At 49.2% G+C, this 26,748-nt stretch carries 22 protein-coding genes; 1 reads left to right on the top strand and 21 read right to left on the bottom strand.

The features are described from left to right. Positions 1–43: 43 nt before the first annotated feature. The 18 genes from A3CY_RS0101480 to A3CY_RS0101395 form a co-directional block, all read right to left on the bottom strand. Positions 44–655, bottom strand: coding sequence for a GNAT family N-acetyltransferase (locus A3CY_RS0101480; protein WP_240388109.1), 612 nt, complete (start codon positions 653–655; stop codon positions 44–46). A 225-nt stretch (positions 656–880) separates the two neighbouring features. Further along, positions 881–1,528, bottom strand: a complete 648-nt coding sequence (locus A3CY_RS0101475; RefSeq protein WP_040371231.1) for a YiiX/YebB-like N1pC/P60 family cysteine hydrolase — start codon at positions 1,526–1,528, stop codon at positions 881–883. Positions 1,529–1,534: 6 nt separating this feature from the next. After that, entirely contained in the window at positions 1,535–2,788 is a 1,254-nt protein-coding gene (locus tag A3CY_RS21785) for a DUF4857 domain-containing protein (protein ID WP_051082662.1), read from the bottom strand. Positions 2,789–2,790: 2 nt separating this feature from the next. After that, positions 2,791–3,456, bottom strand: a complete 666-nt coding sequence (locus A3CY_RS0101465; RefSeq protein WP_018336108.1) for a hypothetical protein — start codon at positions 3,454–3,456, stop codon at positions 2,791–2,793. A gap of 4 nt (positions 3,457–3,460) precedes the next feature. Next, entirely contained in the window at positions 3,461–4,351 is an 891-nt protein-coding gene (locus A3CY_RS0101460) for an ABC transporter ATP-binding protein (protein WP_018336107.1), read from the bottom strand. A 15-nt stretch (positions 4,352–4,366) separates the two neighbouring features. After that, on the bottom strand, positions 4,367–5,596 hold the full coding sequence (locus A3CY_RS0101455) for a DUF4857 domain-containing protein (protein ID WP_081619419.1): 1,230 nt from the start codon (positions 5,594–5,596) through the stop codon (positions 4,367–4,369). A 2-nt stretch (positions 5,597–5,598) separates the two neighbouring features. Continuing rightward, positions 5,599–6,276, bottom strand: a complete 678-nt coding sequence (locus A3CY_RS0101450) for a hypothetical protein (protein WP_018336105.1) — start codon at positions 6,274–6,276, stop codon at positions 5,599–5,601. Between the two features lie 4 nt (positions 6,277–6,280). Then, the gene (locus A3CY_RS0101445; RefSeq protein WP_018336104.1) at positions 6,281–7,171 is read right to left on the bottom strand and encodes an ABC transporter ATP-binding protein; all 891 of its coding nucleotides are present in this window, start codon (positions 7,169–7,171) and stop codon (positions 6,281–6,283) included. Positions 7,172–7,331: 160 nt separating this feature from the next. Beyond that, positions 7,332–7,964 (bottom strand): hypothetical protein, encoded by a 633-nt coding sequence (locus A3CY_RS0101440; protein ID WP_018336103.1) that lies wholly within the window; start codon positions 7,962–7,964, stop codon positions 7,332–7,334. A 36-nt stretch (positions 7,965–8,000) separates the two neighbouring features. Continuing rightward, the gene (locus tag A3CY_RS0101435; protein WP_018336102.1) at positions 8,001–8,912 is read right to left on the bottom strand and encodes a hypothetical protein; all 912 of its coding nucleotides are present in this window, start codon (positions 8,910–8,912) and stop codon (positions 8,001–8,003) included. Positions 8,913–8,924: 12 nt separating this feature from the next. Beyond that, positions 8,925–9,653, bottom strand: coding sequence for a DUF4843 domain-containing protein (locus tag A3CY_RS0101430; RefSeq protein ID WP_018336101.1), 729 nt, complete (start codon positions 9,651–9,653; stop codon positions 8,925–8,927). Positions 9,654–9,679: 26 nt separating this feature from the next. Continuing rightward, positions 9,680–11,179: a RagB/SusD family nutrient uptake outer membrane protein gene (locus tag A3CY_RS0101425; RefSeq protein WP_018336100.1), complete on the bottom strand. Its 1,500-nt coding sequence runs from the start codon at positions 11,177–11,179 to the stop codon at positions 9,680–9,682. Positions 11,180–11,191: 12 nt separating this feature from the next. Then, the gene (locus A3CY_RS0101420; protein ID WP_018336099.1) at positions 11,192–14,701 is read right to left on the bottom strand and encodes a SusC/RagA family TonB-linked outer membrane protein; all 3,510 of its coding nucleotides are present in this window, start codon (positions 14,699–14,701) and stop codon (positions 11,192–11,194) included. Positions 14,702–14,735: 34 nt separating this feature from the next. Beyond that, positions 14,736–16,115, bottom strand: a complete 1,380-nt coding sequence (locus A3CY_RS0101415) for a RagB/SusD family nutrient uptake outer membrane protein (protein WP_026207189.1) — start codon at positions 16,113–16,115, stop codon at positions 14,736–14,738. A 12-nt stretch (positions 16,116–16,127) separates the two neighbouring features. Then, complete coding sequence (locus tag A3CY_RS0101410) at positions 16,128–18,875, bottom strand: TonB-dependent receptor plug domain-containing protein (protein WP_018336097.1); 2,748 nt, start codon at positions 18,873–18,875, stop codon at positions 16,128–16,130. Between the two features lie 33 nt (positions 18,876–18,908). After that, positions 18,909–20,105, bottom strand: coding sequence for a FecR family protein (locus A3CY_RS0101405; protein ID WP_018336096.1), 1,197 nt, complete (start codon positions 20,103–20,105; stop codon positions 18,909–18,911). 279 nt (positions 20,106–20,384) lie between these two features. Next, positions 20,385–20,960 carry an RNA polymerase sigma factor gene (locus A3CY_RS0101400; RefSeq protein ID WP_018336095.1) on the bottom strand — a complete coding sequence of 192 codons (576 nt, stop codon included), beginning with the start codon at positions 20,958–20,960 and terminating at the stop codon, positions 20,385–20,387. A gap of 203 nt (positions 20,961–21,163) precedes the next feature. Continuing rightward, positions 21,164–22,000: a PepSY-like domain-containing protein gene (locus tag A3CY_RS0101395; RefSeq protein ID WP_018336094.1), complete on the bottom strand. Its 837-nt coding sequence runs from the start codon at positions 21,998–22,000 to the stop codon at positions 21,164–21,166. A gap of 149 nt (positions 22,001–22,149) precedes the next feature. On the opposite strand from A3CY_RS0101395, the gene A3CY_RS0101390 reads away from it, so the two are divergent. Further along, positions 22,150–23,352, top strand: coding sequence for an MFS transporter (locus tag A3CY_RS0101390; protein ID WP_018336093.1), 1,203 nt, complete (start codon positions 22,150–22,152; stop codon positions 23,350–23,352). On the opposite strand, the gene A3CY_RS0101385 is transcribed toward A3CY_RS0101390, so the two are convergent. The 3 genes from A3CY_RS0101385 to A3CY_RS0101375 all read right to left on the bottom strand — a co-directional run bounded on the left by A3CY_RS0101385 (position 23,349) and on the right by A3CY_RS0101375 (position 26,478). Beyond that, positions 23,349–24,989 carry a M64 family metallopeptidase gene (locus tag A3CY_RS0101385; protein WP_026207187.1) on the bottom strand — a complete coding sequence of 547 codons (1,641 nt, stop codon included), beginning with the start codon at positions 24,987–24,989 and terminating at the stop codon, positions 23,349–23,351. The two genes, A3CY_RS0101390 and A3CY_RS0101385, sit on opposite strands and share 4 nt — an antisense overlap. A 189-nt stretch (positions 24,990–25,178) precedes the next feature. After that, positions 25,179–25,787: a response regulator transcription factor gene (locus A3CY_RS0101380; protein ID WP_018336091.1), complete on the bottom strand. Its 609-nt coding sequence runs from the start codon at positions 25,785–25,787 to the stop codon at positions 25,179–25,181. After that, positions 25,774–26,478 carry a hemerythrin domain-containing protein gene (locus A3CY_RS0101375; protein ID WP_040371375.1) on the bottom strand — a complete coding sequence of 235 codons (705 nt, stop codon included), beginning with the start codon at positions 26,476–26,478 and terminating at the stop codon, positions 25,774–25,776. Before A3CY_RS0101375 ends, A3CY_RS0101380 begins: the two co-directional genes overlap by 14 nt. Positions 26,479–26,748 lie beyond the last annotated feature (270 nt).

Below are 26,748 nucleotides of genomic sequence, written 5' to 3'. Positions count from 1 at the left end.
TTCCCAATTGACAAGTCAAAAAGGCATTCCCCGTCTCAAAAAACTAGCATCTCGACTCCTCTTTCATCATGCTGTAATAGTAAAAATCGATCACTTTGCCGTTTTTAACAGCGGCTTTGTGCAAAACGGCTTCTAGTTGGTAGCCTGCTTTTTCCAGAACCCGCATAGAACCGGGGTTGTAGTCAAAGACGAGAGCGTACAGTTTCTGGTAACCGAATGTCTCGAAAGCGTATCGGGTAACGGCTGCCACTACCTTGTGCATGATACCCCGTCCCCAATAAGGCTCGCCCAGCCAATAACCGATCTCGGCGGTTACACGTTCAATATCGCCCTCGGAGCCGAACCCAATGCTTCCCACCGCTTTTCCGTCCACCTCTATGGCGAAACGTGTCGGCGGGGTTGGTAAGACGTGCACCATACTGATATAATCAAAAGCATCTTGTTTCGTGTACGGATGTGGAAAGTGATCCATCACGTTATTCCAGATCTTTTCGTTGTTGGCATTCTCGGCTAATGAATCACAATCCGAAAAACGCCATTCGCGCACCACGAACCCGTCCCCTTCAATCCTCACTCCACGCACTTTCTCCCGTAACATTAAGAACTCATTTCCCTGACTCTCCGATCGGGGTAAATCGCTTATACTTGTTTTCATAACTGTAAGATTCGCTCAGAATCTCTCCTTAATCATTGTTTGTTTTCGTGTATTAAAACTACACAAACATACATAGTTTAATGATATTGTGTACCGCAACACTAAAATAATTTTTTACACTAACAATCAATATATTAACCATTGAAAATACAAAAATTTCATCTCGATCACGGTACCAATATCATCAAAATATTCCCAACAAACTTTTCCTCCGGCTACCCGGAATCAAAAGAAGCGATGTACGATCTTAAGCGCCTTGGAGCGGGACATCTCACCCGGGCTTGTTCCGGGTACACCCTCAGGAATCGGTGTCTTGTGGCGCTCGAAATGTTTTATCCACAACGGACTGGTTTCCCCAGTCGTTTTATCCTTGAAAGACATCGGTGATTCCTTAAAGATCGGCTTCCCGTTCCGCCGGAGAAACGCCAGGTAAATAATCTCGCTACAATAATATTTATCGTTATCCGGCAAAAAAACATAATCATACGGCTTTCCCAAGAGGGACTTCATCGTGTCGATCGCCTGGGGTATCGACTTCCAAAAACGACGTTTCAACCTCCCGACCACCACCAACGGGTTGCCATCCACTTGCTTGGATTGCTTGAAATACTTCTCCAACGGAGTTTTGCACACCACCGGCATCGTTGCCTCCAGGACGAAGACCTCCCCATCCTCAACGACAACCACCCCCACGTGCGAGAAGTTCAGATCATCGAGGCTTGCCGTCACATTCTCGATAGCCTTTACGAACGAGGTTTGGGCTTTGTTGGTCTGGAAGAGGATATCCCCCGTCTTCAAGTCAAAAGGTTTCTGCGCGGAAAGGGTTACTGACAAAGCCAGTAACCACATGATCCATAATACTCTTTTCATCATCCTGTTCTATTTTCTATTCGGGAATATCAAAACAGCCAAGAAGCCGTAAATACCACACACGAGTACCACCGCCAGATCCAAGTAATTGAACACGTTCCAGAAACTCCGCCGGTAGTACAACTTAACCAGCAGGAGGCAGACGACCAAAGCGATATTCAGGTAAATGAACCGATGCACGTCGTAAGCCTCGACCTTCAACTCTTTCGGCGCACTACGGGTAAAGCGGGCTTTAAAGGGGAAAAGGTAATTCTCCCGCTGCCCTTCCTTGGAATTCTCGTACAGCGGGTACACCAGCGTCTCCGAAGCCAACAGGTTGTGTTCCTTGTCCATGACGTATATCTTCGCCCGGTCTATCCCGTACAATTGATACGTGTAGAAAAAGAGATCCTCGCTCATGGTGAGCAGACTGCCGTATTCCTTGTAATCGTATATCGGGAGCTGGAAGAAGCTATAATCCTTTATCCGCAGCAGGTAGATATTCAAATCCTGGTCGTACACGTACCCGTAGTTCATGGTGTCCACGAGACAGTTCATCCCGTCCACTTTCATGCCCGCAGGCAGGGGAATATTATGACATACCGGTTCCCCATCCACCATTTTCAAATGATAGAACTTGTCCTTGCTGTCTATCAGGAAATACCCGTCGTCCTTGGACTTCGAGGTAGAGGGCATCCCGTAAATATTCTTTACCGGGAAAAGCACCCCCTCCTTTGTCATGGCACTCGTGAAACGGTCGCTCTTTTCCCGGTTCACGCCTTTCACCCGATTGGTGGTTGTTTCGATAAACTCGATCCCGTTCTCCGTCAGCCGGAACATATCCCGCGGAAGTTCCATCTTCACGAGGTCGGTATGCGACTCGAACATCCACAACAACGTTTTCCTGCCGGGTCCCGTCCCGAGGAACAGGGGGAAACGTGCCGCCTCCTGTATCATTTGCAGGGTGACGTGCTGCCCCCGGAGCGTGTCGGGGAAACGGTTCTCGTACATCAACTGACGGCAATTCCGCATCGGGAAAATATCCATCAGCGCCTCGGCGCGGTACACGTTGCCTACCCGGTCGTACCCGACCTGAACCTGGCGCAGCTGCACCGTGTCGTACTCGTATTTCAGGGTCACGAAATCGTTTAGTATCTCGCTAAACACCAGTTGCTCACGCCTCTCCCGTTGTTCAAAAGTCTTCTTGTATATCTTCGGTAACTCAAGAGCCATGACCAACACGGCTAACATGACCAGAGCCAATCTTATAATCTTAGGTATCATACTCAATTCTCTCCTATTTTAAAACGGTTTGCAGTATAGATCATTCCAAGGCTCGCAATAACCAGAATCACAACCAGCAAGAGGTACAGATCAGACATATCGCCGCCCAACAAGAATATATCCAATAAATAATACACGACGATAGCATACAGGAAACGGAATTTCCAACCGGGTTCCATGGCGATCATCGCCACGAAAAAGTAAGTGGCAAAACCGCCCAGTATCCACGGTATAAAAGCCTTGATCGCCATCAAGTGCATCTCTCCCGGGAAGAAGTAAAGGTCGATCAGGAAGAAGACCACCATAAAAATGACCACCAGTCCGAGGATGACCAGAAAACCGTACAACACCATCGTGTAGAGCATCACGATCTCGTTCAGCGGCAAGTGAAGAGTCAACTTAATCCGTTTCTGCAACACCTCCGGCAAATACTGGGATACCCCGATCAACAAGGCAATGATAAACGGGATATTCTGGAATATACCGTAGTGCGGTCTGCCTCCCCGGGTAAACCATTCAAACACATATTGCGAACCGCCTTCCGCATTGATAATATTACTATTCAAACCGATGAAAGCATACAGGATTGTACCGATCCCCAACACAAGGGACGCCAGCACGAACCATTTCGTTTTCAACCATTCTTTATAAAAAAGATGTAATGTCATAATCTTAATATTTACCCGTTAAACCTATAAACGCGTCTTCCAGCGTCATCTTTACTTGTTTGAATTCGGAAAACGCGAGTCCTTTCGCCGCCAGTGTCGCCTGCACTTCCTCCGCCGAGGCGTAAGTATAAAGCTCGTAATGATTCTTTATCCGGTCAGCCTCCACGGTCAACGCCTCGTCCTTCAGGTTGATGTCATCCCGTTCGAGATCAAACGTGAACTGGTGGAACTTCTCCATGAACTCGGAAGCCGAACCCCGCAGCAACACCCGGTTGTAATCCATAATCAGCACATCATCTATCAGCCGTTCCATATCCTGAATGATATGGGAGGTCAGAAACACCGTCTTGTTCCCCGCCTTGGCATATTCCCGCATATGGTCGACGAACAGGCGGCGGTAACCGGGGTCTAGTCCCAAAGAAAAGTCATCGAGAATCAACAAATCGGGGTCTTGCGCCAAGATCAACCCCAACGCCACCTGCGCCCGCTGCCCGCACGACATACTCGACACTTTCTGCGAGGGCAATATCTTCATCCGGCTCATCAACTCGAAATATGCCTCCCGGTTCCAATTCTTATAGAAGCCCGAGTAAAACTTCTCGATCTGGTAGATATTCATAAACGAATACTGGATATGCCCCTCAATCAAATATCCCAACCGCCGTTTCGTGTCTGGGCTAAGATTTTGGGTAGACTCCCCGTAGATCAGGCATTCCCCCGAGCGAGGTTGCAGGAAACCGTTCAAGATATTAATCGTGGTTGTCTTCCCGCACCCATTCTTCCCCAGCAATCCCATGATATGACCTTTCTTAACGGAGAAATTCAGGTTCTCGTAGATCAACCGTTTCCCGTAATAGTGAGTCAGATTCTTACATTCTATTATATTTTCTTCCATGAGTTTTTGTTTTAATTATTTCCGAATCGGATAGATCAACACACTTACAAAGCCGAAAATCCCGAATGCAGCCACGAGCAGCACGTCGATCACGTTAAACACGTTCTTCACGTCCAGCCCCTTCCGGCGTTTCATCCACAGGAGCACGCCCGCCAACACGAGGTTCAGCCAGATAAACTTCACGAACGGCTGTCCCTCCGTGCTGATATAATAACCGTTCACGTAAGAGAAAGTGGTGGTCACGAACGGGAAAAGGAATCCTTCCGCCACCCCAGCTCCCGACTTCTCGTACACATCGGAATGAATGCCGTATTTATCCACCAGCTTGTAATCGCGATCGAAAATGTACAACTTCTCGAAACCGTCCTTTTGTATGGAAATCATGTGATAGAAAAGATTTCCCATCACGTCGAAAGTCTTGAACGAATCGTAGTCAAAAACATCCAAATCCAGTTTCAAGATACGCTCGTCGACCGTCAACACGTACACCCCATTGTTGTCGCCGAAAAGGTAAGCCACCACCTCCGGGTGATCCGGCTCACACTCTACCCGGCGCAATTTGATCCCGTCGGGCAAGTCGATCTTCCGGCACACCGGCTTGTATGCCCGGTATTTCACTTGGAACAATTGGTCTTTGCTGTCGATAAAGAACAACCCGTCGTCCCGGCTCCGTCCCGTGCTGGACTGCCCATACAACTTCTTCGCCGGAGGGCAATACCCCAACCCGCACAATTCCTTGTCAAACAGGGCACTCTTCTCCGTATCGACGCTATTCGTCTCGCAGTTGTAGAACTCAATCCCGTTCCGGTTCACCCGCATCATGTCATTCGTGTAGATGTACCCCACCCGGTCAGTTCCCCCGTGTACCAACGGAGTCATGGCATAATAGCGTCCCCGTTCCGTCAGGTTTACGATATGGCGGTAACTATTCGCAGCCACTAGCTGGGGCGTCACCGCCACCCCGTCTACCGTGTCGGGGAACTCTCCCCGCTTCATCAATTGCGCCATGCTGGAAAAAGGCACCATCCGCTCGTACTCCTGGCGGGTATATTCATTGCCCAACGTATCGAGCAACTTACCCTCTTTCAATCCCCAGATCACGAATTGCTTTGTCACCTCGCTATAGTTCAAGGTCACGTACTTCACGTTCCGTTTGAAAGAAGTCCTGTAAAAGTCTGGTATCACGATCGACCCGATATACACGGTCAACAATACCATTATAATTCGTACTACCTTTGCTGTCATAATTATCTCTCACCTTTAATAAACCGATATGATGTGTATAAAAGCGCCGTACAAGGCACAAACGCCATGATAGCCAATGCCGGAATGATATGGCGCGTATCCGCATGTTCCATTCCTATATAAAACTGCTTTACCAGAAAGAATGCCACGATACCGTACAGAAACTGGTAGAACAGGTTCGGTTCCATAGAGATCATTGCAATCATGAAATAAACGGCAACTCCACCCAGCAGCCAAGGCATGAGAGAAGTCAACACCGCCCAACTCTCCTCGAAGGGGAAATACAGGTTATTCAAATAAAAGAAAGTCCCGAACACCACCGCATAAGAAGCCAGCAGCATCAAAAAGCCGAAGCAAAGCATCATGTACAGCGTCACAGTGTTATGCATCGGCAAATGCAGGGTTAGCTTGATCCGCTTGTCAATCACTTCCGGCACGTACTGCGACAGCCCAACACACACGCCCATCAGCAACGGCACGTATTTAATCAGCGAATGATAATAATTCGCCTGGGGAATCCCATAGAACACGTTCATCAGGTAATTGAACGAACCCTTCATCCGCACGTTATTATCCACGTCCAGGAAGATATACGTGACAATCGCCAAACCAAGTAACACGACAAAAAACAAGAACCATCGTGTCTTCAACCATTCTTTGTAAAAAAGATGTAATATCATATTTCTAGTATTTTCCGGTTAAACCAATAAATGCGTCTTCCAACGTCATCTTCACGGGCGTAAAATTACGGTATGCCAACCCTTTAGCCTGCAACATAGCTTCCACTTCTTCCCTCGAAGCGTAGGTATAAATTTCATAGTGATTCTTAATACGATCAGCCTCCACAATCAACGCTTCCGTCTTGAAATCTAGATCATCCTTGTCCAGATCAAATGTGAATTGCTTGAATTTTTCCATAAACTCGGAAGCCGAACCCCGCAACAACACCCGATTGTAATCCATGATTAACACGTCGTCGATCAACCGTTCCATATCCTGAATAATATGCGAAGTCAGAAATACCGTCTTATTCCCCGCCTTGGCATACTCCCGCATATGGTCGACAAACAGGCGGCGATAACCGGGGTCTAGCCCCAACGAAAAGTCATCCAGAATCAACAGGTCGGGATCTTGCGCCAGGATCAACCCTAACGCTACCTGCGCCCGCTGCCCGCATGACATACTCGACACTTTCTGCGTCGGTAATATCTTCATCCGCTTCATCAACTCGAAGTAGGCTTCCCGGTTCCAGTTCTCGTAAAAGCCCGAGTAAAACTTCTCGATCTGGTATATATTCATAAACGAATACTGGATATGCCCCTCTATCAGATACCCCAACCGCCGTTTCGTATCCGGACTCAAATTCTGGGTACTCTCGCCATAGATCAGGCATTCCCCCGAACGAGGCTGCAAAAAGCCGTTTAAAATATTGATTGTAGTCGTCTTCCCACAACCGTTTTTTCCCAATAATCCCATTATATGTCCCTTCTTCACCGAGAAATTCAAATTCTCGTAGATCAGACGGGTACCATAGTAATGAGTCAGATTCTTACACTCGATTACATTCTCTTCCATACAACATTTTTATTAAATATACATTGATTACATACATACGTCAAGACAATTGAAAATGCAAAATTGAAAATGATTTGCAAAGTTTAGTGGCACTACCCCTTCGGGGGTAGTGCAATCACTAAATCGTCAATCACTAAATCACTGAATCGATAGATTTATTCTAATTACTAAAATACGGTATATACTTCAACACCTTACCGGGAACTGCGCCCACGCAGGAAGAATACTCCGTCACTTCCTCCGTCCGGATATTCACGATATACATGGAACCGGTCTTAGTACCTGCGTTGTAAGTAAATACAGCCGTGTACAACTCCTCATCGCCACTGATCAAAGAAGCCTTCGGCACGGGCACTACTGCCACGATGTCGTCCGCGAAACTCTTGACCACGGTCGGGGTTTCCATGCCCTCGTAGCTATACCGCCACAAATCTTTCCCTTTGGCGATGTAAGCATAGTTCCATCCCACCGGAACCACGGAAGTAAACCAGATGGCATCTTGCGTCATACCTCCCGCCCAAGCCGTCACGTCCTTCGCCGACCGGAACTCGATCACGTACGGGGTCGCCGTGTACTGTACATACGCGTAGGTGTACATCGTGTAGGTCATCCCTTTCCGCCCGACAACAAAGAAACGTAAGTTCTGCTCGGAAGCATTGATCGCCGTCGGTTCACGGAACAGCCCGACAATCTCGTCCACGTTCAGCGTCCCGCTGCCACCGTCCGTCACCGCTTGCCTCATGTACCCGCGGGACTCGCTGTAAGTATAGTAATACACGTCACCGTTCGTCATCCGTTGCAAAGTCACGTGAGCGTTACGCGTGTAAGGCTACGCCCCGATCACTTGCGCCACACCCGACTCGCTCCCCGTGGAATTGGGGTCGAGTAGCTGGTACGGGTAAGAACTCGTCATCGGCAACAGGAATAACTCGTTCCCGATCAAAATCTCCTGCATACTGTTATAATACCCGTGTTTCGCGTTAATAGCCGCAATCGGTACACTTGTAAAGGTTTGATCCTGAATCGTCCCCATGTAATTCCCAAAGGGGAATCCCCCGGTATTCGTTGTCTGGATCATCACCCCGTAATCTGGGGCTACATTCGTGTAGATCGACAACTGGCTCACATCCAGCGTGGCTCCCACGAATGGTCCTTGTATCGTCCGGGTGGGGTTGTAACGATTGTACATATCCGTCAATATCGTGGTGAAATTCTGTGGTTGAGCCGGGTTGGAACCTTGAATGGAACCCCATTCCAGCGTCCCGTCCGCCTTCTCATACACCATCACCCCGATCAACGGCATCGCCGTCGGCGTGATCTTCACCTTCACCATGTAATAGCCGTCATTGGAAGTGGCGTAACATTTCCAGTTCTCCCCGGTAACCTTGTTACCGATAGCCAACCAGAAATACGCCTCCCCGCTCAACAACTCGATATTCGTCGGGGTAATCGTCCATGCCAGATTCAGGGTAGAAGCGATCGTGTCGCCCCCCATCACCCAATGAAACTCAAAATCCTCCGGATTCACGCCCGTCTTGTATTCCACTGTCGGGTTGATACGCAGCACTTCGCCTTCCGAGAGCGTTACCCGCCCGTAGGAACTACCCGGAATCTCGATCCCCATGATGGAAACGAAATCCGTCCAATCCTTGTTATCGTAACTTCCCTTGTCCTCGTAACATCCCACGAACCCGACCACGGTAATCAGAAGTACACATATAAGTCTATTTATCTTTTTCATAGGTCGTTCCTTTTAAAATTCAACAACACCCTTAAACACAACCCGCTCACCACCATCGTACGTCGGGTTGGCTTCAAACCACTCGTAAGTCTTCTTCGCATAAGCGAATAGGACGGATTTGTTCGGAGCCACCCAATCGGCAGCCGGGATATTATTCAACTCGATAAACTTCTCCGCCTTGACAGCCGAATAAGTCCCGCCATAATTACCCAAACTGTTCTTGTTCCAGAACGTGGGTTGCGATGTCAATCCCGCACCGGAAATCCGCACGATCATGTATTGATAGAAATCGAGCCCTTTCTCGAAGTTCTCATTCGGCACCAATTCAATATACAGCCGCCCGTCTACCTTATCTTTCATCACTTCCTTAGCGTCAATCTTCAGTACAGCGGAATCGATGTATCGCCCCGCCCGGAACACCTGTTCCGTTTCCAGCGTGAAGTGAGTCCCTTCCGTCACCCCGAAAGACTCGTCCGCCACGATCCGCAACTCGTATTTCCGATCTGCCTCCGCAATCTTGCCCGACAAGCGAACCGGGATATACATCACGGCTTCCTCCACGCCGCTGTTGAACAGAGCGAGGAACTGCAAACTATCGTTCTTGTACTCGGAAAGGTATTTCGTCTTCGGGAAATTCAGGCTGGCAACCTCCCCGTCCACCAGCATAATCTCGTCTCGCTGGCAAGCACACAGAGCCCCGAAGCAAACAATCGTCCATATAAATCTCTTTATCCTATTCATTGTATTACGATTTATTTATTACCCAATCAATAAACACGTCCGCCGTCATATTCCGCAGACGGAATATCCGGAGTGTACTTCTCAACATCCATCGTGATTACACCCGAAGCCAAGTAACCTTTCTCAATCTCCGGTGCGTTCCGCCGCTTGTAGGCATAGAACACCTGTCCGTCGCCGATCATCTCCCGGCGGTACTCTTTCAGTATCTCGTCAAGGATCGCATCCTTATCCGTTCCCGTGAACACGCCGCCCAAACGGGAAGATTGCAACACGGTCAACAACCGGAGAGCCTCGCCCGTCGACACCGCATGAGCAGCCGCTTCGGAAGCAATCAGGTACATCTCGCCCAGCTTCAACATAGACACCACCGGGCGGGGATACAATGCGAGATCTTTTTCTAATGTGGCACGCCCGTATTTTGCCAGGTACATATTGGAACCCGAACCTTTCTTCCAAGCCAGCATCCGGATATCTCCCGTCGACGAATAAAATTTTGGATAACGAGTCGACTGCAACCGGAAACGCTCGAAATAAGAGAAACTCGTCCGGAAATAATAATCGATATAATCACCGATCTCGTCTACCTGTAACCCGAAGATATACTCCATCGGACAACTCCGGTTCACGTAGTCATTCTGCGAATCCTTTGTACTTAAGTCGTCCATCGTCAGGAAGCGCACGCCCATGTCGTCCGCCGCACCAATGACTTCCATTGCCGCATCATAAGCCTCTTGGTAATCTCCCCGCCACAAATACACCCTCGCCTGCAAAGCCCTCACGGCGTAGTAATTCATCTTCAACTTCCGGTCGCCACTCAGGTAAGTTGCCCGGTATGTCTTCCCGGAAGAAATCGGGTCGTTATCCTTCATCATCGTTTCCGCCCGTTTCAGGTCAACCAGAATACGGTTCAGTATCGTGTCCGAGCTGGCAGACGGGGTAAAATCCATCCCGTAAGCCTCCTTGTAAGGAATCCGCTTCTGTGTCTTCCCCTCCTCCGTTGCGTAAGGCGGTTGGAAAATACGCAACATATCGAAATGCAGGTACGCCCTCAAGGCAAGAGCCTCGCCAAGCAACACTTCTTTCGCACCCGGCTCGAACAGCCCCGCATCCTGCGTTTCCAGGTTCTCCAGCAACAGATTGTCATTGGCTATGGCATTGTACGCCGCCTTCCATATCGCCGTGATCGTGGTCTCAATATTCCCGAAGCGGGTCTGCAAAGGATAGTAATAAGTAGCGAACCCGTTAAAATCCCCTTGATCATAGTAAGGTTCGATCAGCGAAGCCTGCGCCATGCTTATCGTTTGCCCCATGATCTCCAACTGGCACACGGTCATCGAATTCCCGTAAGCGTTCTTGTCCGCCATCTTCAGGTACACCCCCGACAGGGCGGAGTAATAGCCATCCTCGTTGTCGAACACTTTCTCCGACGTGATCTGCGACTGCGGCAACACGTCCAGCCAATCCCCACAGGAATAGCACAACAAGTGGCTAACCAATACAAATACAACTATATATATCTTTTTCATAATCTTCACCTTTTAGAAGTTAGCTTGAATAGAAAGATAGAACGTACGGGCAAAAGGATAATTCAACCCTCTCTCCTGCTTAATCGTCGACACGTAGAACAGGTCGTTCGTTGACAAGCTGACTTTCAGCAACGACAACCCCAGAAAATCTATATCCCGGTCATTCAACGTGTAAGTCAGCCTCAAAGAAGTCATCGACAAGAAATTATCTTTCTGCACGAACCGGGAAGTCGGTTTCAACTGCGACAGATTACTGTACCCCTTGTAACGGGCTATATCTCCCGGTTGCGTCCAACGCCCTTTCAGTGCCCGGCGATCCATGTTCTTAGAGAAATCACCTCCCTCGATCTTCTCGTACAACGTCTTGTTGTACTTGTCCGCACCGAACGAGTACTGAAGATTCATCCCCAGGCTCCACCGTTTGTAATCCACATTCATCCCGAAGAATCCCTTCAAATCCGGTTCCGTGTTGCCCACCACCACTTGGTCTGCCGAATTCCAAACGAAAGTCCGTTCCCCGTCCACAGTCAGGAACACCTCTTGCCCCGTGCCCGGGTCAATCCCGGCAGAACGCACGGCATAAATAGAATTCAGCGACTTGCCTTCCTCGAACATGAATACCCGCTCCAACTTCGTCTTCCCGGTACCCGAAGTCTGGTTCTCCTTCACCGTTTCATTGTAATCCTTCAACGCATCGGAAATACTCAACAACTTATTCTTGTTGCGCGCCCCGTTCACGAACACGTTCAAGCGCCAGTCTTTCGTCCGCACGGGTGTCACGCTCAAAGCGAACTCCAATCCCTGGTTTCTCACCTTACCCATGTTGGCTTTATACGTCGTGAAACCCGTGGAAGGCAGGATAGCAATATCCGTCAAATTATTGTTCGTCGTGTTGGAATAGAAGTTAAAGTCAAAATTCATCAACCCTTTCAGCATACTGAACTCCAACCCGATATTCCGGTTTGTCGTTGTCTGCCACTTCAGTTTCCGATTGGCGATAGACATGATCTCCGCACCCATCACCCCGTCGTACATCTTCATGTAGTTATACAGCGTCATGATCTGACTCAACTGGAAGTTGGAATTACCTACCGTCCCGATGTTCGCCCGGATTGCCAGGTTCTCGAAAATCCCGTGCGACCGCATGAAACTCTCGTTATAGATATTCCATCTCACGCCCACCGACCAGAAAGGTGCCGAACGCTGCTTGCTGGCAAAGTTGGAAGAACCGTCCAGACGCCCCGTCACATCCACCAGATAGCGGTTGTCCCACGAGTAATTGAAATTACCGAACACACCCGCAGAACGCGTCAGGGAACGGTTGCCCGAAGGTCCCTTATAAGGGTCGAACTGGATGGCATATGACGGATACCCAAGCGCATCATCCAAGAATCCCACGGAAGTATAACCGTCACTGTCCGAATTGGTTTCTTTCAACTCGCCCCCGACAATCCCCTGCACCAGATGCCTTCCGAACGCTTTCGTGTAAGCCACCGTCAACAGACCGTAATAATCGAACTGCGAACTGTTATTCATGTTATAAGTCCCCCGCTTATAGATATTCTTCAAGGTATATCCTTCGCTGGTTGACTCCCCGTCGGTCACTGACGTGTAGTCGAAAAAGTCTGCCGACAGCGGCGAACGGTACACCTCGGACTTATCCTGCGTATTATTCACCGACAGCGAGCCCTTCACGCGCAATCCTTCCCACGCTTCCCAATTGAAACCCAAGTTGAACGTGAGATTCGTCGTTTCACCCTTACTGAAACTGCTCAAGTACTTCGCCTCGTAGATCGGGTTCAGCTGCTCAGAGAAAGTATTACCCGTGAAATCCGGTCGGGGAAACCCCTCGTAGATCGGGATATTGCTATAAGACAACGTCGGCAGGTACTTCCCGTTCTTGTCCTTCATCCGGTAGAAAGGCAACAGGTTGGCATACGTCGAGAAACTTCCGTAAGGCGAGTCCGTGTTATCCACCAGCGCGAATTGCAGATCACTCGTCACCTGCAAACGGGTGTCATTGTACAACAACTTCAACCCCGCCCCATAGCGGTTACGCTCGGAACCCTTCATCACGCCTTGGCTCGGTGCGGCGGTCAGGTTCACCTGGTAGCGGATATTGCGCCGTTCCTTCTCCCCGAAGCGGGTACCGCCTTCCAACATCACCGTGTGGGTATGTTGGATAGCTGTCTGCAATGGCTGTGATAGCCAGTAGGAATCCACCCCATTTGCCACCTCCTGTTTCAACAACATATACAGGTTCTGGCGTCCCGGGTTACCTCCCAGCAGATTCTCGTAAATATTGGTAGCAGTGTTGTCCCCCTTGTCGCCATTCGTGAACAATTTAGAGCGCTCGTAATATTCCAGCAACTCCGAGGCATCCATCAGGTTGTAGGAAGACAAATCCGGCACTTGGATACTCCCGTTGAACGAGTACGAGAAACGCAACTTGCCACCCTCGGGCACTTTTGTTTCGATCACAATCACCCCGTTCGCCGCCCGCGAGCCGTAGATAGAAGCAGCGGCAGCGTCTTTCAGGATCGTCACGGACTGAATCCGGTTCATGTCGAGGTCAAACACCTGTTGTACCGAAATCTGGAAACCGTCCATGATAAAAATAGGCAATGAAGTATAGGTCTGCAAATTCCCTTGTGAGATATCGGGCATACTGCTCTGTCCCCGGATCTCTATCTTGTCCGGCACCCGGTTCGGGTCGGAACCGAACAAACCTTCGTCGTCCACGATCGAGAACGAGGGATCGAACACCTTCAACGCATCGAACAGATTCGTCGGGTTCACGTTACGCAAATCCTCGCCTTTCACCTGAATAGCGGTTCCCGTGAAGCTATTCTTCGCCTTCGTCCCGTACCCGGTGACGATCACGTCCTCGATCTGCTCCACCTTGTATACCATCTTCACGTCGATCACCCGGCGGTCTTTGATCGCCACCGTCTGGGTTTCCATCCCGATAAACGAGAATACCAATTCCCCTTTCAACGACGGCACCCGTATGCGGTAACGTCCCTCCGCATCGGCAGAAGTCCCTTGCGTGGGTGTTTCCTTGTACACCACCGTCACTCCCGGCAAAATCTCCCCCTGCTGGTCGCACACCACCCCGGTCACCTCGAACAGTTCCACGGTCTTCACGCCCGGTTTCGCCGGGGCTTCCTTGGAAACCACGATCGTCTTGTCCACCGTCTTGTAGGTCAGGTTCAGCGGAGTCAGCAACACGCGCAACGCCGAATCCAACGGCACGTTCACCACCCGGATCGTCACCGGCTGGGTAGCGTTCACCAACTCGTTATTATAAAATATCTTGTATCCCGTCTGTTCCTGGATTGACTGGAACACGGTTTCCAATTTCACGTCCTTCACGTCCAGGCTCACCGTTTCCTTCTGCGCGTAAGCCCCCGTCACGAGGAAGCCTTGCAGCAACACAAACAGGAAGCTCTTCAAGAAGAAGTTCCGAACATTCATGCTGGAATTTCCGCCTTTGAATAGGTTATATAATTTCTCCTTCATAATTCTGTTCCTTTTATTAATTCCATATTCCGATTCAGTTCGTGGGAATAATCCATGTGTATTTATTCGTCATATCCACGCTTCCACCGGTATAAGACGGTATGGAAGAAAGATTCCATCTCTTATAAGCGTAAAACAATTGTCCCTCGCCCAAGAACTCACGCACATACTGGGTACAGATCTCCGCCCGGAACTCCTCCGCAGTCGACAGCTCCGTCAGCGTCGTCCGGGAAAAACGCTTGGTCACGAAAGTACTCAGGTAGCCATACGTCCCGGCTAAATCATTCTGTTCCAATGCCGCTTCCGCCGCAATCAGGTATATCTCGCCCAATTTCACCATTGCGATACGGGCGGGCGTTTCGGTATCTTTCACCAGGCTGGTGGCGGCGTACTTCGGCGACATCGACGTCAAATCCGTCGTGAGCCACTTGAACCGCAAGTCGTCCGCCGCACCCGCTTTCCACGAAACGGCATCCGCCACGCCGGACAACACGATGCCCCGGTCTACAAACAATTCATCGGAAAGCTCACTGAAATCCGTGTCCGCCGGAGCCAATCCCCACAAGTGTTCCGCTGAGAACCCCAGATCGGTTCCCGCCGTCGTGGCGAATGCGAAATACCCGTCGTCAATCACCGCATCGGCACAAGCCCGCGCATCCGTGTACCCGGCAGCAGTACCCAGCGACAAGGAAGCCCGAGCTTTTACCCCCAAAGCCGCATAATAATTCATCTTCCACACTCGGTCAGCCGAATTCGTCCCGAACAGCGCATCCGAGTTATAACTCACCCGTGTCGTGACCGGATCATACTTCTTCAACTCGCCGATCGCCCCCGTCAGTTCCAACACAATCTTCGTCACTAGCTCCCGGTTCGACAATAACACGGGTTCCGCCGTCGTACTTTCCATCCACACCACGCCCTTGAAATCGGCATTCGCAGTCACCTGCGGGTGGAAAAGCCGTACCAGCTCGTAATGCAACGTCGCCCGCAAAGCCTTCAACTCCGCCAGCATCATCTCCCGCGAACCCTCCACGAAAACCACGTCGGTCTTCTTTTGCAGCAACCGAGTCAAGTTATTGCACGAGTAAATGGCATGATACATCTTTTCCCACACGCTCTCCGCCATACCTTGCACAAGAGCAGACTGGTAATTGAAATCCGCAACCGGCTTCAACGCCTCGTCCGGCACGAACGTCTGTCCCATGAACTCCACGCCGCCCAACGTCAGGTTGCCGCCGTACAAATCCCTCCCCCGCAACTCCGTGTATATCCCGTTCATGGCGTTACGGAAAGCGGACTCGCTACTGAACAAAGCCTCTTCGTCGATATATTCCTCCTTCGGTGCAACATCGAACCAATCGCTGCAAGAGCTAAATAAAAGAAGCGCCAATGCTATTATATAGTATTTCTTCATAATCATTCTCGTTTAAAATGTGGCTTGAAGAGATAAAGTGAAACTACGGGCAAAAGGATAAATCAGCCCCCGCTCCATCTTCGCGGACGAAGAGTAGAACAAGTCATTGCAACTCAATGCCACCCGTAAACCCGTCATGTACATTTTCTCGGCTAAAGCCGCGTCAAAACGGTAGCCCACGTGCAGGGAAGAAAGCGACAGAATATTCCGCGTTTCCACGAAACGGGAGGTAGGCAACGTCAAACGGTTGTCGAACCCTTGCCACTTCGCGTCCTGTCCCGCCTTCCGCCACTTGTCCCGCATCTGCACGGGACCGTTCGCGTTCAGGTCTGCCATATCCGTGAACTCTGCCGCTTCCTGGTTGTACACCTTGCCCCCGAACGAATAGCGGAACATACAATTGAAATCCCAGTTCCCGTAAGTCCCGGTCAGCCCGAAACTCCCGGCTAACTTCGGTGTCGGGTCACCCTGATAAGTAATATCACCGGCACTCCACTCCCCGCGGTTCCCCGCGTAAATCTCTTTTCCGGTAGCGGGGTCGATCCCGGCGGACTTCACGGCATAGATAGCGTTCACCGCCTTGCCTTCCGTCAGCTGCCGTCCCGTTTCCGCGTACTCCGCATTGTATTTCAGACGGTAATAATCAGACACCTTCACCAGCTCGTTCTTGTTCGCGATGCCGTTCACCAGCAGGTTCAGCGAAAGCCCTTCCGCGTCCTTCCATATCCCGGCATTCAAGGAAAACTCCACCCCGGCATTCCGGATCTCCCCGTCGTTCACCCATTTCTCGGCAAACCCGGTCGCGATGTCGTTTCCCTTCAGCACCACGAGATCCCGGCTCAACGTGTTGTAATAACGAACCCGCGCTTCCAGCCTTTCCCACATCGACAACTCCGCGCCGACGTAGAAATTCCGGTCGCTTCTCCACTTCAGGCGGGGATTGTAATGATTGACCTGCGACAACGTCACCAAGCCCAGAGAATTATTCTTCGCCCCGTTCAAATACGGGTTGTCAATATCGTAAGCGTACACCGGGTTCACCTGGTTGTAGTCAAACTGGAAACCGGGAGTCACCCCGACTCCTGCCTGCAACACCAGACGGTCTACCCGCTTGCATCCCGACAACATCGCTTCCCGGTGAACATTCCAACGCCCGTTGATCCCCCACGACGTGGCTACCTGCTTCTTCGGTGCCAGCCGCGACGATTTCTCTACCCGCAACACGGCATCCGCCTCGTACCGCCCGTCGTAATCATAACTAGCGGCAGCGTAGCCCCCGAACAATCGGTCGCGGAACTCCCGCCCGCCCGGCTTCCGGTCGAAAGCGTACTTCTGGGCGAAAGAGATGTAATTCATGTGGTCGCTCGCCAGCCCCACCCCGGTATAATTATCGCTGTACACCTTGGACGCGTAGGAATGAATCCCCAGCAACGCGTTCAGGTGATGCCTGCCGAACTCGTTCCGGTAATTCAGCATCAGTTTCTCCTCGTACACCGTCGTGTTGTTCCGACGTATGCCGTACTCTCCCGCCAGCTCCGAATCCTCTATCGGCAAGCCCATGAACCGGTACGACTTCGGGGAAACAAACTGATCCTGCTTGTTAAAATCCTTCGTGAAAGCGAAATGCCCCGACAACGTCAGCTCCCCCGTGATCTCCCATGCCGCCTGCACGTTATTGATCACCCGGGTTGCCCGGTTCTTCGAGAAACTCGACAAGGTAGTTTCGTAGAACGGCGAAGGTTGGGGGTTAAAAGTCCCCTCGCCCAGCACGGATTCCGCCACGCCGTCCGCCGCGTACTTCCTGTAATACGGGTTAATTGCCATATAATTCATGAAAATACCGTAAGGCGAATCCTTGCTGTAAATCACGTCCACCCGCAACTCGTCCGAGATAGACAAACCTTTATGGGTATAGTTCAAACGGGTTCCCACGGCGTAATGATCCCGCTTCGATCCCTTCATGATCCCCTTGTTGCCGGGAGTAGCCAGCAGGTACACCCGGTAGAGCATCGTGCTGTCGCCCCCCTCTACCTCGATCTGGTGCTTGTGGCGGAACGGCTTCTGAAGCGGCACCTCCAGCCAGTTCGTGTTCCCGTTCTTCAGGCGGCTCTGGTACAACTCCTCGTTCCCCTCGTACAAGCCCATCTCCTTCTCCAGCGCCAGCTTCTGCCGGGCGTTCATCAGATCGTAGCTGCTCAGGTCAGCCATGTCCACCCCGCCGTCAAAGCGGTACGTCACCCGCAACGTGCCGGAATGAATGTCGTTCGTCGTCACCACGATCACCCCGTTGCCACCCCGAATACCGTAGATCGCCATCGCTGCGGCGTCTTTCAGCACGCTCACGCTCTTCACCCGGTGGATGTCGAAATCAGCCAGCCGGTCGATCGACACCTCGTAACCGTCCACCACGATCAGCGGCATTGCGCTCTCCTCCATATCCGTGCCGAGAATCGACTTTTTCCCTCGAATATCAATAGATTTGGGAACATAATTCAAATCCGAACCATATAATTCTGCATCCCCCGCCAGCCTCAGCGAAGGCTCCATCACCTGAAGCGCCTTCAACAGGTCTGTCGGGTGAAACCGCCTCAATTGCTCGCCGCTAAGACTCTCCCCCATGTTCCATACCTTCCCCTTCTCCTGCGAATCCCGGACATCCTGCCGTGAATCCGTTTGCGCCATAGTAACAGCGGTGCTTCCCAGAAGCAACATCCCGAGCAATAGGCTCTTCCTTTCCTTCACACGCAAAAGTTTAATCATAAGTTACTGTTTAAATGATTTAGATAATAATGTTTAGACATTATTCCTCCTGATGATAATCTTCCCGTCCCGGTAATCCAGCGCAAAAGGAATACCCGTGGAACGGATAATCTCCAACACGCTGTCCAGGTTGTCAAAACGCTTGAACTCACCAGAGAAATGGTAATGATCCAGAATCGAATCGTCTGCCTCGTAATCAAAGTCGTACCAGCGAGATAATTGATGTATCACTTCGCGCAAAGTGGAATAATTAAAGACAAAATACCCGTCCTTCCATGCCGTGTAGACACGGGGATCCACCCGACGTATCGAGATCCCTTTATTCGTCGGGTTGTAAGCACTCTGCCTACCTCGTTCCGATAAAACCTGATGACCACCGGGACTGTCCAACACCCCCACGTCTACACTTCCTTCCAATAAGGTCGTGTAGATCAACGATTCCCCGGCATAAGCATTTATATTAAACTCTGTTCCTAAAACCTTCACCACGTGATCTCCGGAAATCACTTTAAAAGGTTTCTTCTCATTCTTCGCAATTTTAAAATACGCCTCCCCCTGGAGGTACACCACCCGTTCGGCATCCGTATCATTCACGAAATACCGCAACGTAGACTCCGAATTCAACCAAATCTCGCTGCCGTCCGCCAGCACGAGGTGGTACTCCGCCCCTTTCGGCACGACCAGCCTGTTGTACACCCTCCCCACCTTCGCCCTCACGCTGGTGTAAGAGATGGTCTTTTTCCCGATCTCGATACCCTGCTTCCCCTCGATCATCTGCACTTCCGCACTCAACTCGATAGACGTGTTATCCTCGAGAAACAACACGGGTACTCCCCGTCCTGGCACGATCCGTGCGATCGTCTTATGCACGTCCACCCGCTCCACTGCCTGCTCCCCGCGCATCATCCAAAACATCGCCACGCTCACGAACAGAACAATCACCGCAGCAGCCCCCCACGCCATCCACCGCCGAACAGCCATGCGGCGTCCCCGTCCGGTATGCTCTCTCACCTTGGCTTCCCGCCACGCCTTCGCTATATCGAAATTCTTATAGTACAACGCCTTTTCCTGTATAAAACCAGTATCTGAAATCTTTTGGAACAACTCATCCTTTTTCCCTGCGGACGCCTCCCAAGCGGATACATTTCGTTCGTCTTCCTCTTCGGATCTCCCCAACACTTTCCGTCCCACGCTCTCGCCCGTTTTGATTGCTTCGATTATCTTTTTCATCTCTCTGATATTTATTTCTTCTTTTCGATACATACAACACCCGAGTCAGAAAGTAGGACGACACCCGTTGGAAAAATAATTGAAAATTGAGAATTGAGAATTGAAAATGAGAAGATTACCGAAGACGAAAAAGTATTCCAGCTCCTCCTCTGTTTATAGAGGGAGAGTCGGAATACTCTCCAGCTTCGGTAATCTTTTCAAGCTTAAATCAAGAAATCTAAAATCCTTAGAATCACTGAATCGTCAATCACTCAATCACCGAATCGATTGGATCTAAAATTAATAAGTTGAGAATAAAACCAACAGCAAGATTCTCAACTCGCCCAACCGCTCCCGAAGATACTGGTACGTCCGAGCTTTGTGAGTCCTCACCGTGTTGACGGAAATACCCAACTTCTCGGCAATCTCGTCATTCGAGCAGCCGTCCAGCGCCAGCAACATCACCTGGCGCCCCATGTTCGACAATTTCAAAATCTCTTCATAAATCATGCGGGAAGCCTCCTCCTGAATGATAGCGTCGATAAAATAAGATTTATCGGCAAGGTCATTCTTCTGCTCCTCGCTTGCGTGTCTTGATGTTATCTTCTGGTGGCGGATATAATTCAGACATTTATGGCGTATCGTCTTGTAAAAGAAAGCCTTCACGTAATAAATGTTCTTGAAGGAAGCCCGCTGCTCCCAAAAGGCTACAAACGTATCCTGCACGATGTCCTCGCACGTGTCGTCCTGTCCGAGATAATTGCGGGCAAACGCCACAAACAAAGCAAAGAAATCATTAAATAATTCCTTCAATTTCCCCTCGTCACCCTCCTGTAACTTCTGGAAAAAAGCCTCGTCTGTAAATTTACCTTCCATCCTCAAGACATTAATAATTTGTACACATCACCACGAACCATCGTGTAGAAAGACTCGTTCGGGGCAAATATATACAAAACAATTGAAAACTTACTAATTTTAAATTTTAGATTTTAAATTGAATGATTGAACTACCCCCTCGAACTCTCCCTTACACAGGGGAATTAGAGGGGGTAGCAATCTAAAATCTAAAATGAATAAGATTAGTCCAGCGCAATCGTTCCATCCGGGTAGATTTCCACGGAAATATTCATCGTGTGCGGTTTCGTGAGGACGAAGCGGTAAACGTTCTCGCCGGAAGCATACTGTATAAAGTGGATGCTGCCGATAGAGAAACTGTTGTACGCCTCGCCTTTCAGCACGTCCAACACGACTTGCGGCACGTTGGCTTCGAGGACAGACCAAGAGGTCTTCATCCAGTTGTTGTTCCGGTCGAACAACACTTCTTTTACCAGGTTCTCGTCGATAATATCCACTTCCAGGATGCCATCCTGCCAGCGTTCGTCGTTGACAACCACCGCCTTCGGGTAGTTTTGAGAGATAAACGAATTCACGGAGACGGGTAAAGTTTCAGCGTTCTCCTCCGACTGTTTTACCAGTTCGCCGTCCTCGTTAAAATAAATGTACATCTCGCTGTTCGCATTCTCGATCTCCAAACGATACAGGGGGGGAGTATTCATCCGGTCGATGTAATCCACGTCCTCGACTTTCCAAGAGCTGTATACACTTCCGGCAAACCCGTCCTTCACTTTCGCCGGGAGATTGGCATACGACACCATGTCTTTCTCCGTCATCACCCACTGCCCGTCCTTACTGAACCAAGCCTCACACTCCCAGCCCGATTCCCTGAACTCAGCTTTCTCGTATACCCCCTTCGTTTCCCAAGTCACCGCCGTGGCATTCGGGAACTTCGCCGTGAAAGCAGCCGTGACACTATCGTGCGGTTTGTAATCCTTATCGTTGTCGTCATCGTCGTGACAAGCGGCAAAAACAAATAACGAGGCAACCCACAAGGCTGCCATCAAAATCTTTCCTCTCATAATCTTTCCTATTTATCTGTTTAACATTTGGTTCCTAGTATTCCTTCTAACGAAAAACAACAAGAGAAAGTTTCCTCGGAAAAAAACAAATAAAGGGGGACAACGTGCCCGCGGATTGCTTACTTTTGCACCGGAATTAAGGACTTGAAATGAATAATTGTCAAGAAATAAGCTATTCAGCGAAAAGCTCGAAAGACAAAACGATCTCGATATGCGTCTTCTTGTCGGGATTTTCTTGCTTCGCACAATTGTATTATTTTCAACCGCTGCTCCCCGACCTTGCGACGCAATTCAACCTGTCTGCAAGTTACAGCAGTCTGGCAATCTCGTTCTCGACGCTAGGCATGGTGATCGGGTTGTTTACCGCCATGTTCGTGGCAGACAGCATACCGAGGAAGAAATTAATCAGCGCTGCGCTGCTGTCATCCTCCGTGGCATCGGTGATCTGCTCTTATTCCAATTCCTTTTTCCTGCTCGTGGCATTGAGTGCCCTGAAAGGATTCCTGCTGTCGGGGGCGACGTCCGTGTCGCTGGCATACATCTCGGAAGAAGTGTTGCCCAAGAACAAGGGTAAGATCACGGGATTATACATCGCCGGTAACGCCCTCGGGGGAATGGGCGGACGCGTGATATCCTCGTACCTCAGCTCCGAATTCTCGTGGCGGATAGCATCCGCCTCAATCGGGATATTGTGTGCAGTCTTCGCTATCCTATTCCTGATATTCAGCCCCCGTTCCATGAATTTCAAACCGAAGAAGGAGAATTTCAAATCGCTTATCATCTCGAACTTGCACCTGCTCACGTCCGCCAAGTTGCTCCCGTTTTACCTGATCGGGTCGCTTATGCTGGGGATATTCGTGAGCCTGTACAATTACCTCGGGTTCTACCTCGTGAAAGAACCGTTCAACTTCCCGGATTACCTGATTCATTACATCTACTTCATGTATATTTTCGGGGTATTCGGCTCGGTTGCCACGGCTAAACTGACTGCCCGCTTCAACCATTTCAAGATACAGAAAACCATCGTGCTATTATCCGTCGTGGCGTTGTTGCTACTATACGTGAATAATTTTTGGATTATCACCCTCGGCTTAGCTATTTTCACGTTCAATTTTTTCGTCGTGCACGTTATCTGCAACCGCATCGTGAGTGACTATAACCTGCAAAAACGCTCGGTCACCATATCCATATACCTTCTGTTCTATTACATGGGTTCCAGTGTGTGGGGTTCCGCCACGGGTGTTGTCCTCGACCATTTCGGCTGGCAATGGTTCATCGCCGCCCTGATCCTCCTCACCTTTATTCTGTATGCCATCGCATACAAGGGTGCAAGATTAATACAGGAAGACTAGAAGTTCAAAGCCTTCCTGACCAACCGCGGGCGGGCAAACGGCTTCTCTTCAACCGCACGGGCACGAAGGTATGCACGAACTTCCGGCTTATGCAATATATCGAACGCCACAAAGTCCTCGTAAGCAGGTGATACAACATTCTTACCCTTCTCCATTACCTTGTCGTATATCTCTTTGCGGCTCGGGGCATTGAACGCAGTCTTGTTACTATTCATCATACTTTCATAAGTCGGGCGGTAAATACCTGTTTTAAAGGTGTAAGCCCCCTCTATCACGTCTATCTCCTCAGACACATAACGGTTGTCTGACAAGAAAGCAGACCAAGGTACTTCTGTCCTATTATTCGTCAAACTAACATTTTGCACCCATCCATCACGTTGAAGACTTTGTACTTCTTTTATGACATCAGCTGTAATGACCGGGAATTCCAAATAAGAATACTCATCGCCCAGCTTGGCTAAGCCGTGTCCGACAGCCTCGTGCGTGAGCACTTGCCGGAAGTCTTCACTATCCATTCCCTTAATAATCGGACAATAAGCGATGGCAAAGTCTATGCCCTTGTTCGTTTGCGAATTCATATACCAATAAGTAGTTCCAGCATGAACCTGTGTGTTCAGTATTACGATAACTAACGCATCATCATAATTAATATTCTTTACACATTGCATATATGCCTGAACTATTTTGTCATCCCCTTCAATCGCGGTACTTTGCCCGCCTTCCAACTTGCAACGAAAAACGGTTTTATCACCACTCGTGAAATCTTTACTCTTTGAAACTGCAGTCACGGCATACACGTCGAAATAATCGCGAAGTGACTTTATCGGTTCCTCCGTGAATATATTCTCGCACGCTTTATTCATGGTTTTGGCATACCCCCCATCATCGATCTCTTGCTGTGTAAATCCATCCCCCATGATGATGATCGGGATGCCGTTCCCTTCGCTTGCTGTCTGCAAAACCCGGACACTCTGGTCCGACGTGTGATCGACAGGCGTCAATTTTCCCGCCTGGGTAAGTTTAACGGTTGCCATAACCTTAGCGTCGACCTTCCTAGTAAACATGAAATCGACGGACCTGGAGTCATCGCCCGGGTTAGCCAAAACATTCAGCCGTACCCCGTATTTGGCAACTGCCCGCCCACCTTCATTTTGGTTTAACCAATCCACGTTCGGGCTACTCTCAATCTGAAACTCATCATTTCCCATGTTCGTGGAGAACCCGATTTGTAGTACTCCTCCCTCGACAGGCATTCTATATTCCGTCAAATCCGGCTCGATAAAACCTATTTCACCTGCTTCCTGCATCAACGTGATTTCTTTCCGCACCGTGCCGGAGGACAATACAAGAGTAGCAGAACGATCGACAGTAGTCGAGTTTTCACTCTTGGTGGTAATCGTGAGCGTGGCTTTCCCACTCTCCCCCGAAAGAGGGGATACCGAAAGCCAATCGGCAGAACAGGAAGCCTTCCATTCACGTGCGCTGGTAAAGGAAAAGATCGTCGTTGAACCGACTTCCGGATTTATTACGACACCACTGCTATTCTCTATCGCAAAACTAGGCTCTATTTCTTTATCGGAACAAGCCGCCACGAGAAAAAAGCACAGTAAAAACAAGAAAAAGGATTTCATCTTCATGTCAGTAGTTATTGGTAATGTACAAATATATAAAATTTAAAAAGCTCCCGTCAAAATGACGAGAGCTTTTTGGCAAAATTTTTTCAATGGCTTACGTTGAAAAGAAAAATCATATTATTAACATTACAAAGATCTCGATTTTAGCCTTATCCCGCAATCCCTAATATTAGGGATATTTTGGATAAAAAGTCACTCCACCTCATTAATATCGATGAGATTGTTCAAAATAGCGTACACGGTGAGTCCCGATACCGACTTAATTCCGGTTTTACGGATGATGTTTTTGCGGTGGGTAATGACCGTGTGTACCGATATATGATGCTGGTCGGCGATCTCTTTATTGATCTTGCCTTTTGCCAGGGATACCAATATTTCCTTTTCCCGTTCGGAAAGTTCGTTTTTATCGGCACCGTCGGCGGGAGCGTTGAGGGCATCAATGGATTGCAACAATTTCTGCGCTATCTTGTCAGCATCATCCGAGATATCGATCACCGTGTGGTATTGTTTCAATGCTTCCGGTTCTATATACTGGTAGACCAAAGCTACCAAAGCCGCACTCTTCATCCCCTCGAATAATTCTTCCAGGTGTTGCCGCCTTTTCGGCTCCACGGTCGAGGGATTAATTATAATAATATCCGGGGCGAGATGATTAATCTTCTCCACGCAATGATAGCAATCGGCAAGCGAGGCAACGACCTCGAAATCATGCCTGCCCTCTATCAATTTCCGCAAACCGGTCGATATAATCATTGACGGCTCAATAATAACAATTCGGTACGATTTATTATTGCTTGCCATATTGTTGTTCTAATTTCTTGACTAACGGGATTAAAATCTTATCCTCTATCAAAGAATGTTTGCTTAAATCTTCTTCCAGCGAGAATATTCCGAACAGCACCCGGATTCGCATTTCAGACAACGCATCTCCTTGCAGGTACTTCATGATAATATTCTTCAGGTCGTTTAGTTTATCATCAATATTGCTGTGATTTTCCTTGAATTCCTCAATCTCATAGTTGCCAGAACGATCACCATGCATGATGCCGGAAATATACGGAAAAACAGTGTCTTCCTCGTAAGCAAAATGCTTGATAACCTCGTTCTTGTACTCGTTGAAGAAAAGGTGAAGGATTTTCTTGTGATGCTCCTCGCAATTCCCCGAAATCTCTTTCAGCTGCTCCTCGATCACGAACATACGGCTATTGAGGTAATAATCATGGGAATTCTTCAAGTAAGCGATCAACTGGTCGACATCCGTACCGATACGCTCGATTTCCTTGTCCATGGGTAAATACGCCTCATTGCTATACACGTTACAAATCATCAGGAACAAGGGACAGGACACATGATTCGCCTCACAAACCTCCCGCACGGTCTTATCCCCGAACCCCAGGTTCAACCCGAAACGGTGCAAAAGCAGCAAAAGGGAATAATCGGCATGAATAACATCTGCCAATTTCATATCGGCAGAGAATAGATGTGAATTCATAGTATTATTTTTACCACAAATATTGGAAATATTCAACTCACTACCAAGTTTATTCATTAGTTTATAGAATTATTTATGATATTTCACGACATCAAAAATAAGAAAATATTTAAAGACACAACATCCTCAAAATCGGGTAAAAGCAACGGGATGCACCCCTATAAATGGGGATTAATTCACGGGGAATCCAAATAATCCGTACACTTTTCCCTATCATATTAAACGAAATTTATTGTTCATTAAAGAAGAAATTATAATTTTGTCCGGTAC

This window comes from Butyricimonas synergistica DSM 23225 (genome assembly GCF_000379665.1).
GTDB lineage: Bacteria > Bacteroidota > Bacteroidia > Bacteroidales > Marinifilaceae > Butyricimonas > Butyricimonas synergistica.
This window is presented reverse-complemented; position numbering and strand designations above follow the sequence as displayed.

Excerpts from the sequence above, each read along its gene's own strand:
- A3CY_RS0101455 (WP_081619419.1), bottom strand. The coding sequence starts at position 5,596 with ATGACAGCAAAGGTAGTACGAATTATAATGGTATTGTTGACCGTGTAT.
- A3CY_RS0101460 (WP_018336107.1), bottom strand. The coding sequence starts at position 4,351 with ATGGAAGAAAATATAATAGAATGTAAGAATCTGACTCACTATTACGGG.
- A3CY_RS0101420 (WP_018336099.1), bottom strand. The coding sequence starts at position 14,701 with ATGAAGGAGAAATTATATAACCTATTCAAAGGCGGAAATTCCAGCATG.
- A3CY_RS0101480 (WP_240388109.1), bottom strand. The coding sequence starts at position 655 with ATGAAAACAAGTATAAGCGATTTACCCCGATCGGAGAGTCAGGGAAAT.
- A3CY_RS21785 (WP_051082662.1), bottom strand. The coding sequence starts at position 2,788 with ATGATACCTAAGATTATAAGATTGGCTCTGGTCATGTTAGCCGTGTTG.
- A3CY_RS0101440 (WP_018336103.1), bottom strand. The coding sequence starts at position 7,964 with ATGACGAACGGTGACGTGTATTACTATACTTACAGCGAGTCCCGCGGG.
- A3CY_RS0101445 (WP_018336104.1), bottom strand. The coding sequence starts at position 7,171 with ATGGAAGAGAATGTAATCGAGTGTAAGAATCTGACTCATTACTATGGT.
- A3CY_RS0101415 (WP_026207189.1), bottom strand. The coding sequence starts at position 16,115 with ATGAAGAAATACTATATAATAGCATTGGCGCTTCTTTTATTTAGCTCT.
- A3CY_RS0101395 (WP_018336094.1), bottom strand. The coding sequence starts at position 22,000 with ATGAGAGGAAAGATTTTGATGGCAGCCTTGTGGGTTGCCTCGTTATTT.
- A3CY_RS0101435 (WP_018336102.1), bottom strand. The coding sequence starts at position 8,912 with ATGAAAAAGATAAATAGACTTATATGTGTACTTCTGATTACCGTGGTC.
- A3CY_RS0101375 (WP_040371375.1), bottom strand. The coding sequence starts at position 26,478 with ATGAATTCACATCTATTCTCTGCCGATATGAAATTGGCAGATGTTATT.
- A3CY_RS0101450 (WP_018336105.1), bottom strand. The coding sequence starts at position 6,276 with ATGATATTACATCTTTTTTACAAAGAATGGTTGAAGACACGATGGTTC.
- A3CY_RS0101400 (WP_018336095.1), bottom strand. The coding sequence starts at position 20,960 with ATGGAAGGTAAATTTACAGACGAGGCTTTTTTCCAGAAGTTACAGGAG.
- A3CY_RS0101430 (WP_018336101.1), bottom strand. The coding sequence starts at position 9,653 with ATGAATAGGATAAAGAGATTTATATGGACGATTGTTTGCTTCGGGGCT.
- A3CY_RS0101385 (WP_026207187.1), bottom strand. The coding sequence starts at position 24,989 with ATGAAGATGAAATCCTTTTTCTTGTTTTTACTGTGCTTTTTTCTCGTG.
- A3CY_RS0101405 (WP_018336096.1), bottom strand. The coding sequence starts at position 20,105 with ATGAAAAAGATAATCGAAGCAATCAAAACGGGCGAGAGCGTGGGACGG.
- A3CY_RS0101390 (WP_018336093.1), top strand. The coding sequence starts at position 22,150 with ATGAATAATTGTCAAGAAATAAGCTATTCAGCGAAAAGCTCGAAAGAC.
- A3CY_RS0101475 (WP_040371231.1), bottom strand. The coding sequence starts at position 1,528 with ATGATGAAAAGAGTATTATGGATCATGTGGTTACTGGCTTTGTCAGTA.
- A3CY_RS0101465 (WP_018336108.1), bottom strand. The coding sequence starts at position 3,456 with ATGACATTACATCTTTTTTATAAAGAATGGTTGAAAACGAAATGGTTC.
- A3CY_RS0101380 (WP_018336091.1), bottom strand. The coding sequence starts at position 25,787 with ATGGCAAGCAATAATAAATCGTACCGAATTGTTATTATTGAGCCGTCA.
- A3CY_RS0101425 (WP_018336100.1), bottom strand. The coding sequence starts at position 11,179 with ATGAAAAAGATATATATAGTTGTATTTGTATTGGTTAGCCACTTGTTG.
- A3CY_RS0101410 (WP_018336097.1), bottom strand. The coding sequence starts at position 18,875 with ATGATTAAACTTTTGCGTGTGAAGGAAAGGAAGAGCCTATTGCTCGGG.